This is a genomic window from Elusimicrobiota bacterium, assembly GCA_016788905.1.
Classification (GTDB): Bacteria; Elusimicrobiota; Elusimicrobia; order FEN-1173; family FEN-1173; genus JADKHR01.
On the sequence record JAEURZ010000005.1, the window covers coordinates 62,082 to 81,851 of the forward strand.

General features: G+C 53.3%; 16 protein-coding genes and 4 tRNA genes. All 20 read right to left on the minus strand.

All coding sequences use genetic code 11. The features are described from left to right. Positions 1-258: 258 nt before the first annotated feature. The 20 genes from JNK54_03375 to JNK54_03470 all read right to left on the minus strand — a co-directional run bounded on the left by JNK54_03375 (position 259) and on the right by JNK54_03470 (position 19,765). Positions 259-332, minus strand: a tRNA-Met gene (locus JNK54_03375). A gap of 20 nt (positions 333-352) precedes the next feature. After that, a complete protein-coding gene (locus JNK54_03380; protein ID MBL8023311.1) occupies positions 353-1,141 on the minus strand; it encodes an ABC transporter permease in 789 nt (262 codons plus the stop codon). Beyond that, positions 1,138-1,893 (minus strand): ABC transporter ATP-binding protein, encoded by a 756-nt coding sequence (locus tag JNK54_03385; GenBank protein ID MBL8023312.1) that lies wholly within the window; start codon positions 1,891-1,893, stop codon positions 1,138-1,140. Before JNK54_03385 ends, JNK54_03380 begins: the two co-directional genes overlap by 4 nt. Then, entirely contained in the window at positions 1,890-3,629 is a 1,740-nt protein-coding gene (locus tag JNK54_03390) for a 4-alpha-glucanotransferase (protein MBL8023313.1), read from the minus strand. Before JNK54_03390 ends, JNK54_03385 begins: the two co-directional genes overlap by 4 nt. 86 nt (positions 3,630-3,715) lie before the next feature. Further along, entirely contained in the window at positions 3,716-6,103 is a 2,388-nt protein-coding gene (gene hemG, locus JNK54_03395) for a protoporphyrinogen oxidase (protein ID MBL8023314.1), read from the minus strand. Continuing rightward, positions 6,100-7,128 (minus strand): uroporphyrinogen decarboxylase, encoded by a 1,029-nt coding sequence (gene hemE / locus JNK54_03400; protein MBL8023315.1) that lies wholly within the window; start codon positions 7,126-7,128, stop codon positions 6,100-6,102. The genes hemG and hemE overlap by 4 nt, the downstream gene beginning before the upstream one ends. A 26-nt stretch (positions 7,129-7,154) precedes the next feature. Next, positions 7,155-7,532 (minus strand): response regulator, encoded by a 378-nt coding sequence (locus tag JNK54_03405; GenBank protein MBL8023316.1) that lies wholly within the window; start codon positions 7,530-7,532, stop codon positions 7,155-7,157. Positions 7,533-7,546: 14 nt separating this feature from the next. Further along, entirely contained in the window at positions 7,547-7,957 is a 411-nt protein-coding gene (locus JNK54_03410; protein MBL8023317.1) for a hypothetical protein, read from the minus strand. 165 nt (positions 7,958-8,122) lie between these two features. Then, complete coding sequence (locus tag JNK54_03415) at positions 8,123-8,908, minus strand: hypothetical protein (protein MBL8023318.1); 786 nt, start codon at positions 8,906-8,908, stop codon at positions 8,123-8,125. Positions 8,909-8,911: 3 nt separating this feature from the next. Then, on the minus strand, positions 8,912-9,673 hold the full coding sequence (locus tag JNK54_03420; GenBank protein ID MBL8023319.1) for an ABC transporter permease: 762 nt from the start codon (positions 9,671-9,673) through the stop codon (positions 8,912-8,914). Next, complete coding sequence (locus JNK54_03425) at positions 9,670-10,437, minus strand: ABC transporter ATP-binding protein (GenBank protein MBL8023320.1); 768 nt, start codon at positions 10,435-10,437, stop codon at positions 9,670-9,672. The genes JNK54_03420 and JNK54_03425 overlap by 4 nt, the downstream gene beginning before the upstream one ends. Positions 10,438-10,444: 7 nt before the next feature. Then, positions 10,445-12,031, minus strand: a complete 1,587-nt coding sequence (locus JNK54_03430) for a phosphoglycerate dehydrogenase (protein MBL8023321.1) — start codon at positions 12,029-12,031, stop codon at positions 10,445-10,447. A 10-nt stretch (positions 12,032-12,041) separates the two neighbouring features. Then, complete coding sequence (locus JNK54_03435) at positions 12,042-13,178, minus strand: alanine--glyoxylate aminotransferase family protein (protein ID MBL8023322.1); 1,137 nt, start codon at positions 13,176-13,178, stop codon at positions 12,042-12,044. 24 nt (positions 13,179-13,202) lie between these two features. After that, positions 13,203-14,462, minus strand: coding sequence for an ATP-dependent Clp protease ATP-binding subunit ClpX (gene clpX / locus JNK54_03440; GenBank protein ID MBL8023323.1), 1,260 nt, complete (start codon positions 14,460-14,462; stop codon positions 13,203-13,205). A 32-nt stretch (positions 14,463-14,494) separates the two neighbouring features. Continuing rightward, complete coding sequence (locus tag JNK54_03445) at positions 14,495-15,094, minus strand: ATP-dependent Clp protease proteolytic subunit (protein ID MBL8023324.1); 600 nt, start codon at positions 15,092-15,094, stop codon at positions 14,495-14,497. A gap of 20 nt (positions 15,095-15,114) precedes the next feature. Then, positions 15,115-16,584: a trigger factor gene (gene tig / locus JNK54_03450; protein ID MBL8023325.1), complete on the minus strand. Its 1,470-nt coding sequence runs from the start codon at positions 16,582-16,584 to the stop codon at positions 15,115-15,117. Between the two features lie 17 nt (positions 16,585-16,601). After that, positions 16,602-16,683 (minus strand) — tRNA-Leu (locus JNK54_03455). Between the two features lie 181 nt (positions 16,684-16,864). After that, positions 16,865-16,936, minus strand: a tRNA-Lys gene (locus JNK54_03460). Positions 16,937-17,051: 115 nt separating this feature from the next. Beyond that, positions 17,052-17,125 (minus strand) — tRNA-Arg (locus JNK54_03465). 177 nt (positions 17,126-17,302) lie between these two features. After that, positions 17,303-19,765, minus strand: a complete 2,463-nt coding sequence (locus tag JNK54_03470; GenBank protein MBL8023326.1) for a DUF3536 domain-containing protein — start codon at positions 19,763-19,765, stop codon at positions 17,303-17,305. Between the last annotated feature and the right edge of the window lie 5 nt (positions 19,766-19,770).

The window sequence follows — 19,770 nt, forward strand, 5'->3', positions numbered from 1 at the left end:
ACATTCAACACGTACCCCGACATCGCTACCGAATCAAGCCCCCGGCTCTCAGACCGTGGCCATTGATCCTGTCTCCGTTTAACCAAAACACAAAGTTATTGAAGCAAACCGCGGCCCCAATAGTAACAATTTTCAACCAATTTTTCAGATCGATTTCAAGGGACAAAATGTCTCTTTCGTCGTCGCGTCTTCACAACCTTCAAAAACCAGAACCAATAAAAAAACCCGCCCTAAAATCAAGGCCGGGTCTTGAAAAAATAGCGGGGGAGGGACTTGAACCCTCGACCCCACGCTTATGAAGCGTGTGCTCTAACCAGCTGAGCTACCCCGCCAATTGCGGAATATTAGCACTTTATCCGGCCATCCGCACGAGTTGGCCATTTTTTCGCCCCCGTTCAAGCATGCGAAGACAAAACCAACCGAACAAAAATGTCACGACAATATTCAACCCCACCGCGGCCCACAAAGAGCTCCAAGGGAAAACCCCATGGTCAATCACACTTCGCATCGCCTCAAAAACATGTGTGCTGGGAAGGAGGAGAACGAGGGGTTTTAACCACGCTGGATAAACAGAAACCGGATAAAATATCGCTGAAAAAGGCTGGATGAGAAAAGGGACTCCCCAAATCAACGCTTCCGCGGCATGCCCCCACCGCAAAAGTAATCCGGTCGTGAACAACCCCGTGGCAAAACCAAAAAGGAGGAGGTTGAGGGCCAACGGAACAAAATAAAACCCAAGGGAGAAAACATTAAAGGCGTAACAGAGGGCCGCCAGAAAGAGAAGAATGATAACGATAATCCCGGTTTTAATCACCCCGTAAATATACGCCCCGATCACCCACTCTTTAATTCGCAGGGGAGAAATCAAGAGATTGAGGACATTGCGGGTCCACAGCTCTTCCATAAAAGCCAAACTGAGGGATTGTTGGGATCGATAGAGAATGTCCCAGAAGACAAGCGCGTTCAAGAGAGTCACCATCAAGCGCCCTGTGGCGTCCAGGTTCTGCCCTTTCAAATAAACCGCAAAAAAACCCCAGACAAAAAGTTCCATGACAGGCCAAAAAAAGATGTCCAACAGGCGCGCCGGACTTCGCAGATGGATCAGAACGTAACGTCGAACGATGGTCAAGATCCGATTCATCGGGGAATCTCCGCATCCACCACATCCCCTGTACGAACCAAATGGATAAACACTTTTTCAAGGGAATCTTGTTCAAATCGCTCAGCCACTTCTTTAGGGGTCCCCTCCGTGATCGCTTTTCCTCGATGAAGGAACAACACCCGATCACACAACGCCTCGACTTCCGCCATGTTGTGCGATGTGTAGAGCACGGTGAGATGGAGACGACGTTGAATATCCTGAAGGACGCGGCGCACCAAATCCGCAATATCCGGGTCGAGACTTGCGGTGGGCTCATCTAAAAAAAGGAGTTCCGGATCGTTGAGCAGTGCCTTACAAAGATTCAAACGGGTCTGTTCCCCAGAAGAGAGGGAGCCGGTCCGGCTTTTGGCTTTATGGGTAAGCTTAAAGGCTTCCAAGAGAGAATCAATTTTTTCCGCACGCGAGGGGATTCCATACAGACGAGCAAAGATATCCAAATTCTCCCGGGTGGTCAGGTTAAACGGCATTTGTACATAAGCCGAAGAAAAATTGACCCGGGGAACAACTTTTTCGCGGTCCGTGAACGGAGAGAGGCCAAACACCTCCACACGACCGGAGGTGGGGGTTAACACCCCCATGAGAACATGGAGAGCGGTTGTTTTGCCTGCCCCGTTGGGCCCCAACAACCCGTAAATATCGCCCCGCTGAACGCGCAGGCTGAGATGATCCACAGCCACAACATCCTTGTATCTTTTCGTCAGACCTTCAACGACAACGATCGTCTCTTTCAAGAACACCGACCCGTGCGTCTGTTCACATCAAGAATCGCCGGGTTGCCCGCCCACCCTTGCAACGCCTCCAAGGAATGGGGAAGAACGTAGGACCAATTCATATCCCCAACGGTCCCAGGCAAGTTAATGCGAACGTCCCAGGGGTCTTGCCCCTTAAGTCCATCCGCTATCGAAAGCCAATCTTGCATCAGCTGCACACTGAAGATGGACGCGGTCTCACCGACCCGTTCCAAAACCCGGCGATAGAATTCCGGGGTAGGTTTCTCCAGGGGCAATCCCTCGAACCCCAAATGTTTCCAAAAAAGTTCCCGTTCCCAACGGGTGGATCGAAACATTTCCAAAAATTCCGTGGCCTCTTCGGCCCCCAACCCCAGCGCCGCGAGCAGAACGTCTTCCGAATTGATTTCGGATCGCCAATGAATACGCCCGTGGGCTTCCCGTGTCCCATCAAACAGTTTTTCTTTCAGCGCATCCTCCGGCAAATTCTGAGCGCGGCACTTGACCTTAAAAAAATAATCGTCAACCGTGGAGGCTTCGTGCATCCACCAGGCGGACAAAACGCACATGTCGTGAGTGGCACAAACCGAAATGGAGTTGACACGGTAAGCGTCCGGGGATTTAAACTCATAGGTTTTCCCCCAATCCCGCGCCCAGCGTTGAACATCAATCCCTGGGATCGCCAACTCACGGAGAACCTTAAAGGAACAGGGAGGAACCATACCCAGATCTTCCCCACAAGGAAGCATGCGCGTGCTTTTGAGCATCACCTCCAACAACCGCCGCCCGTGCTCTTCCCATTCCCCCTCATCCTTCGGATCAAAACATCCATCCAACCCTTCCCGCTCCGCCGGACTTGAAATGGGAATCGTGTAGAGACGAAACACGCCGATGACGTGATCAATTCGAAACATGTCGTAAAAGTTTTCCGCGTAACGAAGTTTTCGCTCTAAGTAATCGTAATCGCCATCGGCCATGGCGGGCCAATTGTAAGCGGGCATTCCCCAGCGCTGTCCTCCCGCAAAATACAGGTCCGGAGGGGCCCCCGACAACAAATCCAGCTTGAAATAATTGGTGTGCGACCAAACGTCGGCAGAATCCCGGGCCACCAAAAAGGGCATATCCCCCATCAGAAAAACCCCGTGTTTCTTGGCGTGGGACTTAACGTCTAAAAACTGTTCGTAAAGTTGCCATTGTACCCACTCATGAAACCGCACCGACTCCTTCTCTTCGCGAACCAAGTTGTCGAGCGCCTGGGGATTCCGCCCTCGAAATTCCTCCGGCCATTCTTCCCACGCCACGCCCTTATACCGTTGTTTGAGGATCTTGTAGAGGGCGTCGTCCCGAAGCCAAAAAGCGGTCCGCCGTCGATAGAGCTGAAACCGAGAATCTTCCGGCCGATTGCGTTTTTCAAACATCTTCCAGAGGAGAGCCATCTTCTCCCCCTTAATGCCATAGTTGACCCGCCCGCCAATCGGGAATCGACCAGCCATGGCTTGAATCTCTTCTTCGAAGAGGTCCGTTTCCACGCCCAGCAATCGACGTAAAGAAAGATACATGGGATCCATCGCAAAAGAACTCTGGGCACTGTAGGGGGCGAAATCATACCCCACATCATTCAGCGGAAGAAGCTGAATGATGGAAAGACCCGTCGTTTTGCACCAATCCACGAGGAGTTTCAGATCTGGGATTTCACCCATCCCAACGCTGTCCTTGGAATGGAGCGAAAAGAGGGGCACACACACGCCCGTCCTCCGTTGTAAGCCCACCCGATCCCAGTGTGGCCGAGAGGGAGTCTGTAAAAATGATTTGTAGTTAAAGTCAGTCACGGGTGTTTGGCCTCATGAGTTGATTCTATAATTTGAAGAGAGCGAAAAATACGGTCCGCGGCCGCTTCGCCCGAAGCCACGCAATCCGGCAATCCAATTCCCATGTACCCGTTCCCCGCCAACGCCAGTCCATCGATCGAAGAAAGACGTCCAAACAGCTCTCGGACGCGATCCACATGGCCCAAAGTGTAGTGGGGCATGGCGGCAGGGTAGCGGCGAATTTCCATCCATTCCGGGTTCCCGTGGAGACCTAAGAGGTCTTGTAAATCCTTTAACACGGCGGCCCGCAATGAATCGTCGGATCCCTTTAAAACATCCCCTGCCACAAAAGCGCGAAGCAGCGCGAACCCTTCCGGAGCGCGGCCTGGAAATTTAACAGAACTAAAGGTACAGCCCGTCACGGACCGGTTTTCCACCTGGGGGACCACAAATCCAAAACCATCCAAAGGGTGAACCAATCGGTCCCGCCGCACAGCCACATTCACCGTGGCCACATCTCCATAAGGGGTCTGGCTCAAAAGAGAAGCCACCCGACCATCCAACTTTCCCATAAGCCCTGCCGCCACCGGGGAAGGAACCGCCAAGAGGACCCCATCGGCCTCAAAAGTATCCCCTCCGTTGCATTTCAACAACCACCCGGATCCCGACCGTTCCAAGTGGGTGACCCGTGAGTTTCCAACGTAAGTTCCCGCTGGAAGTTTTTGAAGAATGGCCTCTAAGAAAGAACCGACACCCTTTTCAAAAGCCGCAAAGAGCCCGTACCGGGGCCCGCTGGTTCCCTGAAGAGGACGAACGCCCTTTCGCTTCGCCGCCTGGCGGGCCCGCAAAAGAGACCGAATCACCCCGCCTTTCGCCTCCATTTCAAGAAACCGCGGGAACGTCGCCTGAAGACTTAAGGTCTCCGGATCAGCGGAATAAATACCCGCCACCATGGGCTGAGCCAAACGATCCAATATCTCCTGTCCAAACCGACGGCGAACAAAAGAAGCCAAACTTTCATCCCCTCCAGAACGGCGTGGGGGAACAATCAATTCCATAGCCGCCCGAACCTTTCCCGGCCACGAAAGAATCCGTGTGCGAAAAAGGGGCCAAAATTTGGTGGGTGCCAAGAGATAAAACCCTTCCGGTGTGGGCAAAAGGTTTCCGTCACGTGCCACAAAACTCTGCTGAAAAAGACGATTGGTCCCGCGAATCTGATGATCAAAACCCAACCGTCGGGCTAAAGCAATAGCGGCCGGTTTTTCAGTGATAAAACTGTCCGGCCCTCCTTCCCAAAGAAACCCGTCCCGCCGAACGGTTTCCACCACCCCACCCGGGCGAGAGCCCGCGTCCAAAATTTTCACATCGACATCCGCTCCTGATCCCTGGGCACACTCCCAAACCCGATGGGCCGCCGAAAGACCAGAAAGACCTCCCCCCACCACAACCACCCGCCGTGACGCCTTCGGGTAGGGGCCCGAAACGGTCGGGGGAGTTGTCGGAAAAAGTTCAAGCACTTTGTTTTTTAGCATGTCCAAAAAGTCCCCATGAAGTCCCACCGTTTTAGCGCGATGGTAAACAGCGCCCACGCGTTCCGCGGCTTCCCGCGCCTTAATATCGAGATCGAAGAGCACTTCCACATGGTCCATCAAAAACCCGATCGGGATCAACACCACATCCCGCCCTTTGAGGGTGGGGTCTCTCTCCAAAACGTTCGACACATCGGGCTCCAACCACGGAGTCTCCGGGCGACCGCTTCGGCTTTGATAAACCAACGACCAATCCTTCTGCTGAAACCCGTTGGCCACGCGTTGGCAAAGAGCACGAATCTGCCCGGAATAGCCCGAGGACTCGTCCCAGGGGATGGGGATACTGTGCGCGGTAAAATACCACCGAGACGTTGACCGTCGTTCCACCGGCAACGTCTCCAAAACTTCTTGCACACGAGCAACGACGGCCTTTTCAAACAAAGGGTCCGAGTGCCAAGGGGAAACATACCTTAACCGAAACCGCCCCCCCACCGCGTGAAAAGCGTCCGCGGTTGATCGAAGGTAATAATTCCAACTGGGGATAGACCGGTAGGCCGCCAACACAACACCCACGAGGTCGGTCACCCCGTCCGCCTTCAACCGACCCAAGACATCCGACAGGGAAGGGGCCCAATTCCGCATCCCAAGCGTGACGAGGATTTGATTCCCAGCCAATTTCTTTTCCAGCGCCTGGGCCAGTATTTCCGCCAGGGAATTGTACGGAGATCTCCCGCCTAATTTTTCATATTGGCGCACCACTTCTTCCACCCGTTCGGGAGACACGGGCCTGCCCTTCAAGACATTGGCCAAAAAAGGCCGAATATCTTCTGCACGATCGGGCCCGCCAAACCCAATTAACAAAACCGCCCGTTTCACTTGGCTCGAAACTCCTTCACGCACCGAACCAAAGCCAAAACGTTTTCGTAAGGAGTCGTGGGCAACACCCCATGCCCCAAGTTAAAAACGAATCCCGGCCGAGACCCCACTTGCTTCAAAAGAGAGTGAACTTCTTTCCGAAGTATGGACTCTGAACCCAACAGAACGGTCGGATCCAAATTACCCATAAGGCCAACAGACCCCAACGTATTCCAGGTCTCCACCAGGGGCACACGCCAATCCACCCCCATCACGGTGCCCCCCGCTTCTCGCATTAAGCCCAGAAGGGTGGTCGTTTGGGTTCCAAAGTGAAGCGTGGGCACATTCTTGGGAAGTTGTTGAAACACGGCCCGGGTGTGGGGTTGAACATAGGTTTTATAATCCGCCGGAGAAAGGAGTCCCACCCAACTGTCAAAAAGTTGAACCGCCTGAACACCAGCCACAATTTGCTCATTCAACAAATCACCCACCACACGAGAAATCTTTGCCAAGAGGGAATGCCAAGCCTTCGACTCTTCCCGCATGAACCTTTTCACCAAAGCAAAATCCTTGGATCCCCCCCCCTCAATCATGTAAGCGGCCAACGTAAAGGGGGCCCCCGCAAACCCCAACAAGGGAATCTCCGGGGAAAGCGCGCACCGCGTTCGCCGGACGGCTTCAAACACATACCCCAAAGAGGCCCGAACCTCCACCGGCCGAAGCCGTGCCACATCCTCCGCGCTCCGAACGGGAGGAACAATCACAGGGCCTTCCCCCTTTTGAAACGACAAGGCAAGTCCCATGGGTTCCACGGGCAAAAGGAGATCGGAAAATAAAATGGCCGCGTCCGCGCCAATTTCCTGAACAGCGTTCACAGTGACTTGCGCCGCAAGGTCCGGGCTCTTGCACAATTCCAACATCGAGACGTGAGATCGAAGTTTCCGGTAACTGGGTTGATAACGTCCCGCTTGACGCATCAACCAGACCGGGGGCCGTTCTGTTTTTTCACGGCGACACGCGCGAAGGAACAAACTGTTTTCCCACAAAGGCTTTGTTCCCGGGGTTGTGTGCTTCACCACTCCCCCAAACAGGCCACCAGCATGGAGCGAACCGATTCCGGCGTCACGGGCTTCAGCAGGACCCCAAAAGCGCCAAGGGCCTTGGCTTCCGTTTCATGAATCTTGGCGTCCGCGGAAAGGAGGATAAGAGGAATCTTGGCCACGCGAGGATCGGCTTTCAAACGAGAGATCACATCCAAACCCGACATATCCGGAAGGCGATAATCCACCGTGACAGCGTCAGGCATTTCGCTTACCGCTTGGGTGAGGGCGGAGGCCCCGTCCACCGCCGGGATGGGGACAACCGAAATTTCATCACAAAAATCAACCATAAGATCCATAAGGTTCGGATCGTCTTCAACAATCAAGAGCCGCTTTTTCGCGTCGCCCATAGATTTCTCCTCTCTTAAAAAAGAAAATCTTTGCCCAGCCGAAACCCCGAAACGATTTGAGTCCCCAGCACCCACAGGGCCGCCAACCACACCAGAACCAACAGGGGGCTGGGCCGACGACCCGCTAAAAACCGCCAAACAGAAAGAGCCAGGAAAACGCCTGCGGACCAAATCCCTAAAAACCGATGTTCGACTTCCGGGCCTGAGAAATTTTGAATAATGACCGATTTTGGCGGCTGAATAAAGCCCAACACCACCGCCCCCAAAAGACCCGCCGTTCCCACCCACAAACACCAGCGAGCCCCCCACACGGCCGGTTGGGCCCTGGCCGATTTAAAAAAGGGATGAACCTCAAGAATAAATCCAAGAAGTATAAAACAGGCGGAAATCCAGACGCTGAAAGAGTGGTAACTTGAGGGAATCAAAGGGTATCTCCAAACCGCGACGAGGTTAGGCCAATAATGAAGGCAAGAAGACCACAGCAAGATACGTCCACATCCAATTCAAAACGAGGGATTATTTCTTCAAAACCCCTTGCCCCAAAATCGGGACAAAAAGTACGGCCCAACGAAAGGACAGGCCCTGTATTTTTAATCCCGAATCACCCCGAATCGCCGTAGTTGCTGTTCCGCTCGAGCCGAATATTCTTTGTCCCGAGAATTTAATAAATCCAGATAAAGAACAAAGGCCCTCTGGGAGTTCCCCTGCTTAATGTGTAAGTTCGCCAAAATATTTTTGATCATGGAAGGACATTCGGGGTCTTGAATGGCCAATTCAAGATTAGCGATGGCCTGGTCCACTTCTTTATCTTTCCGGTAGGCAAAAGCCCCCTGATAAAGTCGATACCTCCAGAAATGGGGATCGTGGCGAATCCCATCGTTAAGGACCGCCATCGCCTCCTCTCCACGATTTAAATTGAAAGCGAGCGCTCCACTGGCAAACAAGTAGGCGAAATGAAACCGTGGATCCAAAGACCCCACGCGTAAGACGTATTCAGCCATTTGCGGAAAAGCGGGGGAAGGGATATTGGTCAAGTCGGGAGCACTCTCGGATCCCAGATGCATATGACCGTGCCCCTCATGCTCTTCTTCAGGGTGAGCCACCGCTTTTTTTCGTCGACCCCGAGGATGATTCGGGTCAGCGTTCTCCGCGGTCCCATAGTATTGCATGAGCTGAATAAAAGCCAAATCCGCGCCCAAACGTCTGGCCCCGTTCAACACGGTTCCCATATCCTGAGCGGCAAAGTATTCCATCACAGGCCGCTCAAAAGGAGGGAAGAATACGCCCCGCCCTCGCGAAACGACCCCCGCCAGCAGCAAAAAAATGACCGCCGCTAGGATTCCACCATAAAACTCAACACGCCGACGAATCGGCACGTGTTAAAATTCCTTTTTCGAAAAAAGAGCGGAACTCAGGGCAAGACAAGCGAACGTGTAAAGAAGCGCGTAGCCGACCCCATGCAGGAGGACCTCCGCACCAAACCCAGGAAGGTCAATCATGTCGCGAGCGTTCAGAAGGCTCAGGTTCGGCAAAATGACCCCAATGATTTGGCCAAAGAATTCCGCTGTGGGGCCTGACTTATGAGCCAAAAACTTAATTTCCTGGCCGAAATGTCCCAAAACCCATAACAAGATGGAAAAGACAGAAGCCGTTGGAGCGGAAGTGAACGTGAGCGAACACAAAAGACTTAACCCGGTCATAACCATGACCTTCAGTCCAATCATCGGGACCGCGGCAAAAACCGCCAAATCCGGTTTCCACCCTTTAAAAAACAAAAGTGAAAAATGGAGCGATTCCATGAGGACAATACTGGCAAAGACAGCAAGGAGAAGACCCAAAAACCGACCCACCACATAGAACGGGCGTGGAAGCGGGCGAGTCAGGATCAAATAGATTGTTTTGGATTCCATCTCTTCAATCACCAAAGTCACAGCGCCAAAGACCGCCGTGGCCAGGGCAAAGATTTCTGCCGTCACTAAACCCACATCCAAAATCACCCGTAATTCCTGGTCCCCCGCCAATGCCCCAAAAAGGAGAGACGCCCCCATCATCAACACACCGAACAAAACCACCACCAAATAGAGACGGTTTCTGAATTGTTGAATAAACGTGTAGCGCGCAATCGCCAGGAGAGATCTCATACGGGGGCCTTCACCGATTCGGGATCAACGGTGGACACAAAAATTTCCTCCAATTTCCCGTGAGCACTTCCCCATTCGGCATGATCCACCACCCGGGCCAAACGGCCTTCAACCAAAATCCCCACTCGATGACAAAGTTTCTCGACTTCAGATATGCTGTGGGAGGAAAAAAAAATAGTTTTACCCTTTTGATTTAAACCCTGAATCAATTCCCTCATTTCCCGAAGTCCCAAAGGATCAAGACCTGTCACGGGCTCATCCAAAACCATTAATTTCGGATCGTGAATCATGGACTGGGCCAAAGCGATGCGCTGCAACATGCCCTTGGAATATTCCCGCATGGACCGCCCGGCGTTTCCCGTCATTCGAACCTGAGCGATCACTTCATCAATGCGAGCGGTCAAACGATTTTCCGGGAGACCGGACAACCGCCCATAGAACCGCAACACTTCGCGCCCGCTCAGGTATTTATAAAAGTAAGGAATTTCAGGAAGGAATCCCACCAAACGTTTGGCTTCCGGCGACCCGGACTCGGCGCCAAAAACACGGGAGTGGCCTGCCGTTGGAAATAAAAGGCCCAACAACAGTTTAATGGTGGTGGTTTTGCCCGATCCATTCAGTCCCAGAAGGCCAAACACTTCGCCCTCCCGGACCGACAGCGTGATCCCGTCCACCCCGCGACTTGTTTTCACTCGCCCGAGGTGAGATCGACGGTACGTTTTGCTCAGACCGTCTAATTGAATGGCCATCACGTTCTGTTCCATAAGTCGATTAAATTTTTACCATTTTCACCGAAAGAACGGAAGCGTGTTTTTTTACCTGCGCCAAAACATCTTCAGGCACTAAAGCGTCCACGCTCCACAAAGAAACGGCAACCCCTCCCGGCCGGTTGCGAGCGATATCCAGTCCCGCGATATTAATCCCGCCCGCCGAAAGAACCGTTCCCGTATGCCCGACAACTCCCGGACGATCTTCGTTGCTCATCACCATGAGAAATCCCTGGGGGTTCACATCCACCGCCAGTTCATCAATTCGCACAAACCGCAAATCCCCGCGACCGTAAACCGTCCCAGCCAATTGGTGGGCCCCGGTGGCCGTAGAGGCTTCCATTTCCAGAAGAGAAGCGTAGTCTTTCGCTTCCGGTTGAACCTGCTCAGCAATCTGGAGTCCTCTCTGTTGCGCCAAAAGAAGAGCATTCACGGGAGTCGCGGGAACACCCATCCCTGTGAGATACCCCGCCACCGCGGTCGCCGTGTAAAGAGCGGGGTTCACACGCCCCAATTCCCCTGAGTAGCGGAGCGATAAGCGCACCGGGTCCCCTTCCGCCACTTGCGACAGGAACATCCCCTGTTTGTACGCCAATCCCACAAACGCCAGCAATTGGTTTTGCCCGGCCACATCCAACGGGGGCAAATTGACCGCTTGACGCGCAAACCCGTTTTTAAAAAAGTCCACCAGAGTCTGAGACAACTCAACCGCCACCTTCACCTGAGCCTCTTCGGTCGAAGCGCCCAAATGGGGCGTCACAATAATTTCAGGATGCTTTAACAAAGGAGACGCTGGGTCCAAGGGTTCTTTCTCAAACACGTCCAACGCCGCGCCTTTCACGTGCCCCTTTTCGATGGCTTCAATTAAAGATTTCTCATCGATAATGCCGCCCCGGGCACAGTTGATCAGTCGAACCCCCACTTTTGTTTTCGCCAATGTCTCGCGGTTCAATAAGCCCCGCGTTTTCTCATTTAAGGGCACATGAACGGTGATAAAATCGGCCTGGACCAAAAGTTCGTCCAAGGAAACAAAAGACACACCGGCTCGCCGACACCACGATTCATCCCCCAGGGGATCAGACGCCACCACCCGCATTCCCAACCCAATCCCGCGGGTAGCGACTTCCCGACCAATGCGGCCCAGTCCCATGACCCCCAAAGTTTTTCCAGTAATTTCAGTCCCCACAAACTTGGCCCGTTCCCATTTCCCCGCCCGGGTGGAGGCATCCGCCTGGGGAGTGTTCCGGGCCATGGCAAAAAGTAGCGCCAAGGTTTGTTCCGCGGCAGAAATGGTGTTTCCGCCCGGCACATTGGCGACCACAATTCCATGCCGAGACGCGGCCCCCAAATCAATGTTGTCAACGCCGGTTCCCGCACGACCGATGAACCGAAGTTTCTTGGCCGCGGCAATCACGTCCGCGGTGACTTTCGTTTCCGACCGAACCAATAAAGCATCGCAGTCGGCCACTTCTTTCAAGAGGTCGGGTCCCTTCAGACCCGTCTTGACGTTCACCTGAAAACCTGGAGCCTGTCGCAGAGGAAGCAGGCCTTCTTCACTGATGGGATCCGAAACAAAGACGGAAATCGTCATGGATTCTCTCCTACGCCGCGGCGACGGCTTCTTGCGCCGCCTGCACGGCCTTCCCTGGGGTGACAGACATTCCGAACTTTTTCAACCCCCATTCCAAAGCGGTGAGCCCGATAATGAGATCGAAGGAATCCATATACCCCATATGGGCCAGACGAACAATTTTTCCCGCCAATTTCTCCTGTCCTCCAGCCACGGAGACGCCATGCTCATCCCGAATCCAATTCACTACTTTTTTTCCGTCCACGGAAGCCGGAAGTTTCCCCGAGGTCAGAACGGCGCAGGGACGATCCGCCAATAAAGAAAGTCCCAACCCTTGCATCCCGGCCCGCGCCATGGCCGCCAACCGGCGGTGGCGGGCCCAAACGTTTTCAATCCCATCTTTGTGAATCATATCCAAGGCCGCCACCAAACCCGCCACCAAGGACACCGGAGGCGTCCAGGGGGTTTCATTGTCTGCCAAGGATTTGCGAATTTGAAGGAAATTGAAATAGAACTTCGGGTTTTTGGACGTTTTAACCGCGTCCCACCCCTTCGAACTGACAGAGGCAAAAGCGAGACCCGGCGCCAACATCAGGCCTTTTTGGGACCCGGCAACCACCACATCCAATTTCCAATCGTCCATATGAAGCTCTTCCCCCCCCAACCCCGAGATCGCGTCGACGACCAGGATCGCTGAGGTTTCCGCAACAATTTTCCCCAACGTAACCAAATCGTTCACAATTCCCGTCGAAGTCTCCGTGTGTTGAACAAAAACGCCCTTCGCCTCCGGGTGCTCTTTCAGAGCTTGCCGAATCTTTTCCGGATCCACCGCTTTGCCCCATTCCTCGCGAACAGGAACCACCTTGGCGCCGAACGCTTCCCCGATCTTGATCCAACGCTCGCCGAAAGACCCCACGGCCCCCACAATCATCGTATCGTTGGGCGAAAGGGTGTTGGCCACGGCGGCCTCCATGGCCCCCGTCCCCGACCCTGAAATCATGAGAATATCTTCTTTCGTTTTATAAACGCGCTTCATCCCATCGACGGCTTTCTGAAACATGGCTCCGAATTCGTGGGTCCGATGATGCAAAACAGGTAACGCGCTCTGAAGCGCAACTTCCGGCGGAACCGGTGTCGGTCCCGGGGTGATCAGATATTGTTTTTTCATGGGAATGCTCCTCGTCGCTTGTCGTTACGCCGTTTTTTTGGCCTTGCCGTAAATGAGAACAGGTTGCTTGAGCCCGCTCACCACGTCTTTGTCCACCAAAACCCGCGTGAGTCCTGTTTCTTCAGGAAGATCGTACATCGTGTCCAAAAGGACGCTTTCCAAAATGGACCGCAACCCCCGAGCCCCCGACCCTCGCTTCAAAGCCCTCTGAGCGATCGCCTCCAAACTGTCCGGGGTAAACTCCAGTTTCACCCCTTCCAAGGCGAACATTTTTTCATATTGTTTCACAAGGGCATTTTTGGGTTTCGTTAACACATCCACCAAGGCCCCGGCGTCCAGGTGATCCAACGTGGCCAAAATCGGGAGCCGCCCCACGAATTCAGGGATCAAGCCAAACTGAATCAGATCTTCCGGCTGAACTTTCCGAAAGATATCGCCCAAATTCATCCGTTTCTTGGGCTTCGCTTCCACACCAAACCCAAGACCGGTTTCCCCCAAACGCTCTTCAATCACCTTATCCAATCCCTCGAAAGCCCCCCCACAAATGAACAGGATGTTTGAGGTATTCACCTGAATGTATTCCTGCTGGGGATGCTTTCGCCCCCCTTGCGGAGGCACAGCCGCAATCGTTCCTTCCAAAATTTTCAAGAGCGCTTGCTGTACCCCTTCACCCGAAACGTCACGCGTAATAGAGGGGGACCCCGCCTTCCGTGACGTTTTGTCAATTTCGTCCACATAGACGATCCCCCGTTGCGCCCGTTTCACATCGTAGTTGGCGTTTTGCAAAAGGCGAAGGATAATGTTTTCCACGTCTTCCCCCACATACCCCGCCTCGGTGAGGGTCGTGGCGTCCGCAATGGCAAAAGGCACATGGAGCAACCGCGCCAACGTCTGGGCCATTAACGTCTTTCCCGTACCCGTCGGCCCGATAAACATGACATTGGACTTTTGAAGCTCCACTTCCGGCGAAAGTTCCGATGAGCTCGCGTCCACGCGACGGTAATGATTGTAGACGGCCACCGAAAGGGTGCGTTTGGCGGATTCTTGGCCAATCACAAAATCGTCCAAAACTTTCTTAATCTCCGAAGGTTTCGGAAGAGTCCGTTGAGCCCGTCGCTCTTCTTCCTCGTTAATCCGAGACAACAGCGTATGAGAATTGCGAATACAATCTTCGCAAATATAAACGCCTTGCCCACCAATCAGTCGCAACCCGTCTTTTTTGCCTTTATTGCAGAAGATGCACTGAATGACTTCTTTCGCGTCTTTCCCGGTCCCGTTTGTCATTTGCCCACCTTAACTGTGAATTATCCACCACCCTACTTCCGAGGAACAAAAACCTCATCCACCAAGCCGTATTCTTTCGCGTCATTCGCCGACATATAAAAATTGCGTTCACAATCGGCTCGAACTTTATCGAAGGGTTGATCTGTGTGCTTCGCCAAGATTTCCGTCAATCGCATTTTCGTGTTTTCCAATTCTTTGGCTTCAATAGCGATATCCGTCACCTGGCCAGAAACGCCTTCCCCATAGATCAACGGTTGGTGAATCATGATTCGAGAGTTGGGAAGCGCATACCGTTTCCCTTTTTTTCCAGCCCCCAACAAGAGCGCGCCAAAAGACATGGCCATGCCCAAACAAATCGTCGTAATCGGAGCGCGAATATACTGCATCGTGTCATACACCGCCAACCCTGCCGTCACCATCCCCCCTGGGGAGTTGATGTACAAATTAATTTCCCTTTCCGGATCTTCGGCTTCCAAATAGAGAAGTTGCGCAATGATCGCGTTCGCGGAGTCGGTGTCAATGGCCCCACCGTAGCCGCCAATAAAGATAATCCGATCGCGAAGCAGTCTTGAATAAATGTCATAGCCAACCGCCGCGCCTTGGTTCCAGCGCTCAATGATGGTGGGGATCATTCCGGGCATAAGTTTCTCCTTTACGACGGCTTTTCATCCACCACGGTTTCGGTCACCGTAGCGTTTGAAATCAAGAAATCGAATAGACGTTCTTCACGCATCTGGGACTGAATACTGTCCCGTCGGGACTTCATCCACGTTTCCACGTCCGTGCGTTGGTCCGGCCGGGCACCCTCGATGATCTTCTGGATATGGGCGTCCACGTCCGCCTCAGGAACGCGGATGTTCTCTGTCTCAAGAATATTCCCAAGAATGTAGGACAAACGCACCTGGCGTTCCGCTTCGGGGCGGTTTTTCTCTCGCATCTTCTCTTCGTTGGCCTCCCAATCCGTAACGGCGGCCCCCCTCTCCATCAGATATTTCTTCAAATGCTCCGTCAATTGCTTCGCCCGTTCTTCCACTTGAGTCGGCGGGACCGCAAACACATGCCGCTGAAGGACAGATTCTATAATTTGCTTTTCCAAATCTTCTCTCTCCGCGCGGCGCCGGCCCTCTTGCAATTCCGATCGAAAACGCTCCTTGATTTCGGCCAAATCTTTCGCTCCCGCGTCCTTCGCCAACTCGTCATCGATCGCTGGGACCTCTTTTTCTTTTAACGCGGTCACGGTCGCTTTGAACGTCACTGTTTTGCCCGCCAACGTTTTCTGGGGATGCTCTTCCGGAAACCGAACAGGGATTTCTTTCACGTCCCCGTCCTTCGCTCCCAACAACCCTTCCGTAAAACCTTCCACATTTTGGGTGGCTCCCATCTCAATCAACTGATTGGTCGCCGCTCCGTTTTGCACAGGTTTCCCCTCCAAGAAACTTTCGTAATCCACCACGACGAAATGTTTCTTTTCCACCACCGTGTCTTTTGAAAGAATAAGCTTGGCGTGTGAATCCTGAAGTTCCTTAAGACGTTTTTCCACATCCGCGTCCGTCACGGGGTGAACTTTTTTAGTCAACGAAATGTTCTTGTAATTGTTCACTTTCAGTTCCGGCATACACTCTATTTTTAATTCGAAATTCAGGGATTCCCCTGGTCCACCTTTCAGCTTGTCAACAACAGGAGCCCCCACCCCCAAAATTTTTTCCTGCATGAGAGCCTCGTAAATGGTTTCCCGGAGCAGATGGTCCACCGCGTCTTCCCAGGCGCTGCCTTCAAAGTTTTTCTTGACCAATTCCATGGGGGCCTTCCCTGGCCGAAACCCGGGAAATTTCGCTTTTGCCTGAACACGCCGATAGGCGTTCTCTATCTCCTGGGCCACCCGTTCCCGAGGAACCCCCACGTCCATGACGATGGAACAACCCGCCCGCTCTTTCACTTTAACCTTCAACACCCCGTTGACCAGTTCAGGTTCCGACACATCGGAACGAGGTAATTCCGTTACGGCCTTTTTTTCATCGACCGCAACCTGTGTTGCTGAATCTGTTGGTTTTTCCTTTTTTTTCCAACCGAACATAAAGAGTTCCCCTGGCATCGTGACGTAAACATCAACTTCCATTTTCATTCAAATAAAAAAATAAGTGCGAGGGAAGGGAGTTGAACCCTCAAGCCTTTCGGCATACGGTCCTAAGCCGTACGCGTCTGCCAATTCCGCCACCCTCGCGAGAAGGGTCGCCTTCAATCTTTCTTTTCAACCATCCTGTTTGGGCCATGGGGGACTTCCCCGCTCCCCCGCCGCCTATCGGCGGCTCCTCCGGGGGCCGGCCGCCCTCACTTCTTCTGCCCAAGGGCAGCGTTCGGGTCGGCTGCAAGTCCCCTCTTTTCTTTTTCTTAACCATCCTGTTTGGGCCATGGGGGACTTGCACCCTCAGCCTCGCGCTTAAGAGGCGCTTGCTCTACTGTTGAGCTAATGGCCCAGATAGGATGGTCAAAAAAACGCGCCCGGAGAGTGCCGAGTGCCCTTTGGCACTCGCTGGCACGCCCCGCTTGAGCGGGGCCAGGTCTCGATGGGCTCCTTTGCATTTCTAAATTCGCGCCCGGAGAGACTTGAACTCCCAACCCTCTGCTCCGAAGGCAGATGCTCTATCCAATTGAGCTACGGGCGCAAAACCATGGAACATCTGGTTTCCGGACTAGCGTCCTTCAACCATTTCCTCGCCTCCCACGGCTCGGTCACAATTGAGCTACGGGCGCAAAAGCAGACGGGGTGAAAAAAACCCCCGGCTGAGAAGAAGTCGGGGGGTGTCCCGTGGGCCAGAGTATACAATAACCAGAGAAATTGGTTAAGCGGCGATCAGACGCAGACGATCGGCGAGGGTCCGATAGGCTTGATGGGCCGGCAGGGTTGGGTTGGTCTTTACCAAGGCCAGAAGAGATTGATGCCAAATATCGAAATAAAGGTTTTCGGTGGCCCATAAAGCCAGGGACAAATCCATCTCATCGGCTAACGCGAGAAGCTTCAGACACCCTTGAGCGCGTTCCAGAGAAGGGGTTTTAACAAACTCTTCCATTTGGACTTCAAGTTGCTTTTGAACGATTTGTCCAATCCCCTCCCAGCACAATTTCACGTTGAAAGCCTTCGCCTCCTCATGAACCCGTCGCAAGGAAGCGGTCTGCGTCGGATCGGCTTCGAACTGAACTAAACTTTGATGCAAATCCCGCCCTAAAACCGACTCCAACGCCAATCGGAAAGCGTGGGGCATTGGGTAAGCGGCTTTCAAAAGATAATTCATGAGCTTTTTATTTTCTTCCACCAACAACCGGTAGGTGCCTTCAAACCGCCCTAAAATATTTTCAATAACCGAACCCAATATTTTTCGCCGTTCTTCTAAAAAAAGGTCCTGCAAATCGTAGACCTTCGGGTCAAAATGTTTTGACAACAGGCTCAAGGCTTCGCTCACCGAGCCCGTTTTAAAAACGTCGACCAATCGATCCTGGACCACGCGAACGGTCGCGCGATCAGGAGAAACGCGAAGAACACATTGAAAATCATGCCCCCCCAGATGAATCACCGCGTAAGCGGCGTCCACCGTTTCCCATGTCAGCCGAGAGCGAACGCGAAGGTGTCCAACGGAAAGAGCCGTGCCCGCCGAACGTTCAATGCGCCGTTCTAAGAAATCGAAGTCAAAACAATAAACAGTGCCCTTGTCTTTTTCTTCTCGCCAAACAGCCTGAAGGGCCTGATGAGCGGCCACCCGAGAAAGATCGGCAGAAACGGGCTTCACGAAGCGCCGATAGACAACAGCGCCGTTTCCCATCTCCGGAAGGTTACTTTTCGCGTCCGCCAAACCGAGAACGAAATCCGCCTCCACGCGTTCTCCTTCTGGGAACGACGCAGCGATCTGAACCGCCCGCGCCGCGGACATCAGAACAGAAGTGCTCTCCAACCCCGAGACTTCATCAAAGAACCACGCGCAACTGGTGAACATCAACAGTCGCTGCCGTTGCATTTCCAACAAACACAGGGCCTTGGTTTCGTCCGACTTCGAGAGTTTTTGTTGAGCGTGTTTTTCAAAAAAGCGCCGAACGCTTTCCTCGCTTCGATCCAAAACCACATCGATATAATCGTTTCGGGCCGCCCAGGGATCGCGCAAAACGATTGACGCGTTTTTTTCGTACAGACCATCCAGAGTTTCGGCCAACCGGTTCAGAGACTTTCGTAAGGGCCCCCGCCATTCTTGGTTCCAGTTCCCATGCCCCCCCAAACAGCATCCACAGTTGGATCGCCACCGTTCCACCCCATGGGCGCAACTCCATGAAGAATTTTCTTGAATCTGAACTTCCCAAGCGGGAGGAAATTTCTCGAGATATTCCCCGTAATTGGTCAGCCTCGCGGATCCCGATTCGCGAATCCGTTTGAGAGCGATGGCCAAGGCCATGTCGCCAAACCGGTGATGATGCCCATAGGATTCCCCGTCCGTGGCGATATTCATTAATTGGGGCCCCACCCGGTCCGATGAAAACCCAGAAAGCAAGCGTTTGGCAAAAACGTCCCCGCTTGACAACACCCCTTCGAAAGCCACCGCCCTGGAAATGGGAGCGTCATAAAAAAACAGGGCCAATTCCACACCACGCGAGGATCGCCACAGATACGGGCGGCTTGGGTCTACCCGTCCCCCGGAAACATTTTCCCATGCTCCTCCACCCGTCGGAGCGTCCCCCCCCCCTGGGCGATCCCCGGATCGACGAAGAGGCCGAACCGCGTGGGCTTGAGAAGGGGAAAGAATGGTAAATTTGATGCCCTGGGCCGCAAGGGCTTCCAGGGATCCCGTGTCGGCGGCGGTTTCCGCCAACCACATTCCTTCAGGTTTACGCCCGAACCGACGTTCAAAATCACGAATTCCCCATAGGATTTGGGTTTCCCGGTCCCGGGGAGAAGCCAACGGCATAATAATGTGATTATACACCTGGGCGAGGGCGTTCCCGTGACCCGAACGGGCCTTTCGACTGGCGCGATCTGCTTCCACGATCCGCCGGTGGACATCTGGCTCCTTCTTCTCCATCCACGAAAGGAGAGTGGGTCCAAAATTAAAACTGATCTCGCGATAGTTATCAACGATTTCCACGATTCTCCCCGCGTTGTCTAACACGCGGGAGGCAGCGTTCGGGCCGTAACACTCATGGGTAATGCGTTGGTTCCAATCGTGAAAAGGATGGGCGGAATCCTGAACTTCAATATCTTCAAGCCAAGGATTTTCTCGGGGGGGCTGGTAAAAATGACCGTGAAGGCAAAGGAAACGATCCATCAAGA